Source organism: Yoonia ponticola (genome assembly GCF_014199395.1).
GTDB lineage: Bacteria > Pseudomonadota > Alphaproteobacteria > Rhodobacterales > Rhodobacteraceae > Yoonia > Yoonia ponticola.
Genome location: NZ_JACIJM010000022.1, coordinates 2,546 through 9,439 on the forward strand (window position 1 = coordinate 2,546; position 6,894 = coordinate 9,439).

General features: G+C 49.6%; 7 protein-coding genes and 1 pseudogene. 3 read left to right on the plus strand and 5 right to left on the minus strand.

All coding sequences use genetic code 11. The annotated features are described in order from the left end of the window. A partial coding sequence (locus tag FHS72_RS18255; RefSeq protein ID WP_183531175.1) for a PKD domain-containing protein occupies positions 1–675 on the minus strand: 675 nt, incomplete at its 3' end. 586 nt (positions 676–1,261) lie between these two features. Between FHS72_RS18255 and FHS72_RS18425 the strand changes: the two genes are divergently transcribed. Then, a complete protein-coding gene (locus tag FHS72_RS18425) occupies positions 1,262–1,798 on the plus strand; it encodes a hypothetical protein (protein WP_221235483.1) in 537 nt (178 codons plus the stop codon). A gap of 143 nt (positions 1,799–1,941) precedes the next feature. Here FHS72_RS18425 and FHS72_RS18690 read toward each other — a convergent pair whose 3' ends face one another. Further along, complete coding sequence (locus FHS72_RS18690; protein ID WP_183531176.1) at positions 1,942–2,139, minus strand: recombinase family protein; 198 nt, start codon at positions 2,137–2,139, stop codon at positions 1,942–1,944. Between the two features lie 275 nt (positions 2,140–2,414). Between FHS72_RS18690 and FHS72_RS18270 the strand changes: the two genes are divergently transcribed. Further along, positions 2,415–3,380 carry an FRG domain-containing protein gene (locus FHS72_RS18270; RefSeq protein ID WP_183531177.1) on the plus strand — a complete coding sequence of 322 codons (966 nt, stop codon included), beginning with the start codon at positions 2,415–2,417 and terminating at the stop codon, positions 3,378–3,380. Positions 3,381–3,913: 533 nt separating this feature from the next. Here the strand turns inward: FHS72_RS18270 and FHS72_RS18275 are convergent. Continuing rightward, a complete protein-coding gene (locus FHS72_RS18275) occupies positions 3,914–4,213 on the minus strand; it encodes a hypothetical protein (protein WP_183531178.1) in 300 nt (99 codons plus the stop codon). Positions 4,214–4,566: 353 nt separating this feature from the next. Between FHS72_RS18275 and FHS72_RS18280 the strand changes: the two genes are divergently transcribed. After that, the gene (locus tag FHS72_RS18280) at positions 4,567–5,154 is read left to right on the plus strand and encodes a hypothetical protein (RefSeq protein WP_183531179.1); all 588 of its coding nucleotides are present in this window, start codon (positions 4,567–4,569) and stop codon (positions 5,152–5,154) included. Between the two features lie 635 nt (positions 5,155–5,789). Here the strand turns inward: FHS72_RS18280 and FHS72_RS18285 are convergent. Together FHS72_RS18285 and FHS72_RS18290 are read right to left on the minus strand one after the other, a co-directional pair. After that, on the minus strand, positions 5,790–6,470 hold the full coding sequence (locus FHS72_RS18285; protein WP_343042717.1) for an extracellular catalytic domain type 1 short-chain-length polyhydroxyalkanoate depolymerase: 681 nt from the start codon (positions 6,468–6,470) through the stop codon (positions 5,790–5,792). Positions 6,471–6,570: 100 nt separating this feature from the next. Continuing rightward, positions 6,571–6,861 (minus strand): annotated as a pseudogene (locus tag FHS72_RS18290) (integrase core domain-containing protein); the annotation flags it as partial. Between the last annotated feature and the right edge of the window lie 33 nt (positions 6,862–6,894).

The window sequence follows — 6,894 nt, forward strand, 5'->3', positions numbered from 1 at the left end:
GTTTTGCGCCGTGGCATCCGACAATGTCGCGTTGGCCGCTGTGCCTGTGCCCCCCGTGCGGGTCCATGCATAGCTGGCGATGGTGCCATCGCTGTCATTGCCAGAGCCGGCCAGTGCGACCTGCGTCCCCGATGTCACCGCCTGATCTGTGCCAGCGTCAGCGGTGGGCGCTGCGTTGGGCGGAGGCGTTCCTGTTCCAAATGAAAAGTTGTCGATATCATACAAATCTGATGGAAAATTGCCATTACTCGTAATGTTCAACGTCGTGAACGGCGCGTCAAAATCATAGATACCAACAAAATTTGTTGTCACTGTACCCAGGGAGTTACCGTCGACAGCAAAGGTTTCTCCCGCCGAGCTGGCAAGATCGAACTTAAGAACGGTAATAGGTGAGTCGAATGTGAAGGTAATAACATTGTCGATGCTTGTTATACATGCGCCGGAGGTGCAATAACTGCTGCTCGTCACATCAAAGCTTGGACCTGAAGCAGTGAACGGCCCAAAATCAATGCTCGTGAGATTGCTTTGATTGTATCCATCAAACGTCTCCGTCTGTAGGGGCACGCCTGCCGTAGCGTCATTAAACGCTGATTCATTAGTGTTAAGGGTAGCCGCGCTCGTTGATGTTGCAGCTATAGCAGCTACAAAGGAACACATTAACAGTTTACTATACATACACACTCCTCCTTCTTTTTTAGTCGCCATAGGTAACAAGCTTGGGAAATAATTGACCGACGCTGCAGTTCTTGAACTTCGTTTACAATCTTACGGGCCCTATATGACCGAATACAATAGCATGTCTGACCTAGTCGCACATTCATGAGGACGTGGTCGAATAGTTGTTGTGGTCTATGCAGTTAGTGTCGCGATTGGGTGCTTTGCACCTCCTCCATGGGCAACTTCGGTTACAGACACCTGAAGTAACAATTTGACAAAAATTCATCTAAATTGCGGCAAACCTGACTTATTATGGTGAAAATCAATCATAAATGCACTGCCAGCAATTTCTTCGACCGTCTGGCAGATCGGGACCTTGACGCAGAGTGTAGCGAACGAGCCTTTCCTGCCCAAGCTTCCGCGATGAAGGACGTTCAGCAAATGTCCGGTTGTCGCAATCTTGTGAGCAAGCCGTCCCAAGGCGAGACCTCGACAGTCTAACGTCCGCTATGCCGCCGTCGGATCGGCTTGAGCGCTCCTGCAGCGAACTTCCGGTTTCCGCCGAATTTACCGCCAGCCATGCCCTGGTCAAACCACTTTGCCTATGCGCATTGCCGTAACCTTAAGATCAACCTATATCTTATTTATGCCAAAATCGCGTCAGTTCCACGGCCTTTCTACAGGTGTCAAACTTGAAAAACAGGCGCGATCCATCCTCAAGCAGACCCAGGCAATGGCGGATACCGATGCGCATGAATTTGGAATGCGTCTCGAGGACCATTCCGGTATTGAACCAATGCTTTTGGCGCTGTCAATGGAATTTGCGCTAAAGGCTTGGTTCGTTTGGGATCACAACACCCTCAAAACCAAGAGAATTCACGATCTTTTAAAGCTGTTCGAGCTCCTTGGTGACACCAGTAAGGAACGCCTTGATCGCGAGTTCAGGAAAAATGTGGCACCGCACCACCCAAATTTTCTCGTACCGGACTATGGGATCAGAGACGTGCTATACCATCATGCCAACGCTTTCGTTGAATGGCGATACATTCATGAAAGACGAGAGCACGGGATATCATTCAACTTCACCACCTTCGTCGCAACGTTGGAATTGGTATTGGATGAATTCGCAACGCTGTACTGATCAGAGCTGATCAGCCCGCAGCGTGAAGTACCGCCGCTGCCTTAACCACCCAAGCTTGCAATCGTCGCGCAGGTGCAGCGCCTCACCGCTTTCCTCCGATTAAGCCCGCATTATTGTCTGTCGGCTAACCCCAAATAGCCTCGCTATTTCTGTAACCGGTCTCTCGCCACCATAACAACATCGTCCTTGCGGAGATGCTCAAACAAATTCGCAAGCTCTCGTCGATCGCGGTTTTTTCCGGTCTTCTTTTCTTGAAAAATGCGTTCAGTCCCGGCGCTGGTGAGCGCATCGATTTGAGAGTCAAGTGTTTGATCGTCAGTTGAGACGCGGGCCGTATCCAAATATCATAAACAAAGTGTACCAAATAGGTGCTCAAAAACCAAAAGGTTTTGGTCGGGGTTTTAGGATGAGCAACGCTCAATGATTACTGAAAAGCGGTCAAAGCGTCCAAAAACGACCGTTTTTGGCGCATAAGTATTGGCAAGGGGTTTATGTCCGCTGTGCGGGAAGCTGAACTTCGCCTTGGCAATACGTATGCAGGTTCTGCCATTTCACGCTCACCTGCCGTAAGGTTAGCTTTTCAAGTGGACGACAAATGAAGATTCGGTGAAGAACAATGGACATTAGTCAGCATTTTCAAACAACACAAGAAGCATTGGAATTTCTCAGAGGAGATCAATTCCGTCGGGATGATAATGAAAGGCACCGGTTTCTCTTCCGTGGAGAACGGAGAGAATATCCGTTCACGACAAGCCTATTGAGACAGTCAAGCGATGTAAGGTCCAACCATGAGAAGATACTCTTCGACTTAACTTGGCATCTGATGGTCGACTATTTCGAGGGTCGCTTAGTTATATCAGATGAGGCAATCTATCTGGATGGTGAGCCGTTGGACATCCTAAAGACAGTAGAAGCTGTGAAAGGAACGGGGGTGGGTTCATCGGCTGCGATGATGATCTTTGCTCCTATATTTCAGCACTACGGCTGGCCATCATTCTGTTTGGATGTAACCTACGACCCTGAAGTCGCATTGTTTTTTGCTTCGTATGACTTCGGGGCCGAAGAGTTTGAGCATGAAGGTATTGGCTATCTCTACTACTGGGACCCGCTGGAACTTCTGCAAGCAGCGCCATTTCTGTGGCTTGTGGATCTTCGCCATCTCGTTGAACCGCTTCATGTATTACTTGGGCTTGAAGCTAGTCGCCCACATCGTCAAGCTGGTGCAAGTATGATGTTGGGCCAGTTTGGCACTGGTGAGAAAGACCTCAACTTATTGGCTGCAAAAGATACCCGCCGCCTGATCACATTTGATAGAGGCGACGCTGAAGATGTACTGCCAGGAAAAGACTACTATTTCCCGGATGATGGTCTTTACGATTTTCTCAATACGCATGAAGCAGTCTATTTTTCGGCCTATGCAGAGTTAAAGATTCAGGATCGACCAACCTTTGAGATTCTTGGCGATCGCCAGCGTGACTTCGGTTCTGAGATCGGCGGTAGAGACCCTAACGGGACGACCATCTATGAGTTGGAGGCTTGGTATCGATCATTGCACGAAACGATTTCTACCGACAGGATGTAGAAGCGGTAGTCATAATAAGATCAGGTTAGCCGACACGTCGGGCACTGACGCAAGGAATTGTTCCTGATCAATTTTTCCAACTTTTGGGTCTGTTTCATCTGAAGTCCGAGCTGATATTCTTCGTTGTATACTCAGGCATGCTCACGGCCCTGCCAAGGCTTTTCCGAGCGTGTGTCCAAGCGTCATATTTTGGCTTTTGTTCACGCTAGGTCACTCAACCAAAATCCTTGAAATCATATTATTTCACAAAACCTTGGCAGAACTAAGTTCGGATTTCCCACTTTTTGGCAGGGCTTTGAAAGCAGACCTTGGAATTGTTCGCAGCATTTGTCGAAATGGCCTCACTGCCGCCATTAGATCGGTCGCGGCATTTTGCCCGTTAGGTGACACGGCCCCTACAAGGACGGCCCAGAGCAGACCTTGGTCATGAGATATGTTGCCGCATTGCAGCTTCCCCAAAGTTGACATTAAGCGAAGGACCAATAATTTGGATCGATTGATGTTTTCCAAGCGCATAAAATGAGCATGGCCCTCTAGGATTCAGAGGAGGCCAACATTTCCCCGCCATAAGCATCCATCAGCTCCGCCCCAAATTCTTCAGCACCTTCGCTCCTGAGGGCTGAGATATGAGCGACGGCGTCATCACGAACCCCGCGGCTTGGATAAATCGTTACGATGGCAAAGCGGTCTAGTTCAGCATCCATGAGCATTGAATGCTTCGCGCCCAAAGCCAACAACCCGGGAAAATATTTTTGCACCATCAGGTCCGTTACATGCTGCAGGGTTTCGGTCTCGCCTATTATTCGCCAAGTGGTGATTGAAACAAAGCTCATTTGATCGTCCTCCGCTAAGTAGAACTATAGCACAGTTCGACACGATGGTCCTATATGTACTAATGCCATTTTGCAGAGCCTTTCTCTACTTTTCTGTATGGCGCGCTACTTTAATGGCCGCATCGCCATTCAGCCCAGAGCCGACCTTTCGCCGACGCTCGATGCGGCTGCGCATTGCCTGAAACGGACATTGAATATTGTTGCAGAAGCCTAACATTTCCGAGGTATGTGACCTGCCCCCCGAACATTGCCCCCTTGTTGGTTGCATGTGATCCACAAAATTTCCGGAAAATGATTCCAACGCGTTTTCAGCTACACTTGCAATTTGGGCAAAAAAATGTGGGATTGATCCTATGAGCGAAGTTGAAGCGAATAGCTATGTCATAAATGAAGCCGATGATATTGTATCGGTCGGTCCAGAGTGGGACCGATTTGCAGTTAAAAATGACGCCCCGAATGCGATGGCAAAGAATGTGATCGGACGAAAGATTTGGGACTTTATCGACGGTTTTGAAACATCTTCCTATCTAAATGCCATCTTTTTTGCCTGCCGAATGGACACTGAAAGCTTCGATATTCTGTATCGTTGTGACGCCCCTGAAGTGCAAAGGTTGTTTAGATTATCCATTTGTCCCGAAGAAAAGGGCTGGCTTACATTGAGCCATGCTCTCGTTCACAATAAAAAACGCTTCCGTGCGAATAACGTAGCGATTTTTACAGATCACTTTGACAAGACGCGATGCTCTGTTTGCTGTTCATTTCTTGTTGGAGAAAACTGGATTGACACATTTTCTCACATGAACGATCGCTACTTTCCCAAGAGCTACTCCGTATGTCCCGCATGTCGAGAAAACACACGGAAAAAACTTGATAGTATGAAACGTAAAGACGGTTCCGATGATGTGGTCAAATTTCATACACGAAAATCAGTTAAACCTTAGCCCACCGGCTTAGGTATTTTGAATCTGGACCGTTGGGTGAAACCGTCCCGTTTGAGTGCCAATCTAGGCGCTCGTTTAAGCCATTCTTCGTTCGAAATCGACAGGGTCTTCGACCCCACTGCTGAGCGTACTGTCGTCGATTCGATAAGAAAACACATGTTGTTTTCGGCCCAAAGCCGACGTCCAACAGTAATCTTGGATGCTGCGGTGCGGCTCGTCGAAGGAGACATTCATGCATCACGCAGCATTTTGTATGCCGAAACGTAGGTCAGCGGGATGAAGCCGCCATTCGTGAGCGTCCGTGAAACGTCAGCATAAGACGTCTGGCTCATTTGGTTGCATCGACATCTTCAGTGAACTTCTCCGCAGGAGCTTATTGGTGAGTTGTCTCCGGAAGCGTTTATCCTCCATCGACAGAGTTAACCCTGCACACCAATTGACCAACCTATTGTTATAAGGAGCCGGATTGCTTGACTTGTCGGCACGTCTGCCCTTCTGGGCCTATACTGCTGGCGCAGTAGACCCAGCCACCGTTCCACTACTGCCTTAGGCCCCAGAAATCCGCGATGTGACGAGTCGAAGATATTCCAACTTCAAGCATATATTTGCTCGCTTCTCCGAGACCCTCATCTCCGTCAGCACTGATCGGCGTGCCGTGGCACATTTCCTCGATAGTATATTGCTCGATCACAACCCTTCCGCCCGTGTCGCACCAAACCTGTCTGGGAAAGCTGTCGACCTTCTCCACCCGTGTTGGGTCCTTCGACGTTGTTGATTTTTTGCCACTGCCCTACGATGGAATCGGCGTTGGAGCTGTCAACGGTCCCGTCGCTTCCGCCATGCCAGACAGAGATTGTCGGCCAAGGGCCGGTGGAGTTTGAGGCTCCGCGCACAAGCGCGTCGAGTTTGTGGTCCGAGGGACTGCCATATCCATTCATGCGAACGAGCGCCTCCATCATGTTGTCTGCGCTGCGATAGGGCAACCCTGCGATGATCGCGCCTCCAGCGAACACTTTAGGATAGGTCGCCAGCATGACAGAAGTCATCGCGCCTCCCGAAGACAACCCTGTGATGAAGATACGCGACGGATCCACCGCATGATTGTCGACAACTTGCTTGATCATCTGACGAATAGAGAGTGGTTCACCGCCGTTGCGCTGGTTGTCGCCAGTCTCGAACCAGTTGAAGCTGCCAAGAAGATTGTTGGTCATTCTTTGCCCTGGAAACAGGAGCGCGACACCGCATTCGTCAGCAAGCGTAGACCAACCCGATCCGATATCATAACTTTCCGCCGACTGGGAGCTACCGTGCAGCACGACTACGAGCGGGCCGTTCTTGCGGAAGCTTTTTGGAATTGACCTGCGCCCCAAGTTCCCTCCAGCTTTGCGCGGAGTCCTTGGGTTTAAATCTTTGGCGTTAAGCCGCCATTTTGTCCATTGCCTTTCTCTGCAAAAATTCCATCGGGGCCAGGTTCCCCAAGGCTGAATGTGGTCTGCACCAATTGTAATCCTCCTGCCATTCTTCAAGCGTTTGGCGGGCATCAGTCAGCGTGCCGAAGAGCGTTTCATTGAGACATTCGTCTCTGAGCTTGCCGTTAAAGCTTTCGATGAAGCCGTTCTGCTGAGGCTTGCCCGGTGCGATATAGTGCCAATCGACGCCAGTATCCTGAACCCATTTAAGGATCGCCATACTTGTGAACTCGGTTCCATAACACCTTCGGAATGACGCTTTTTAAGAGGC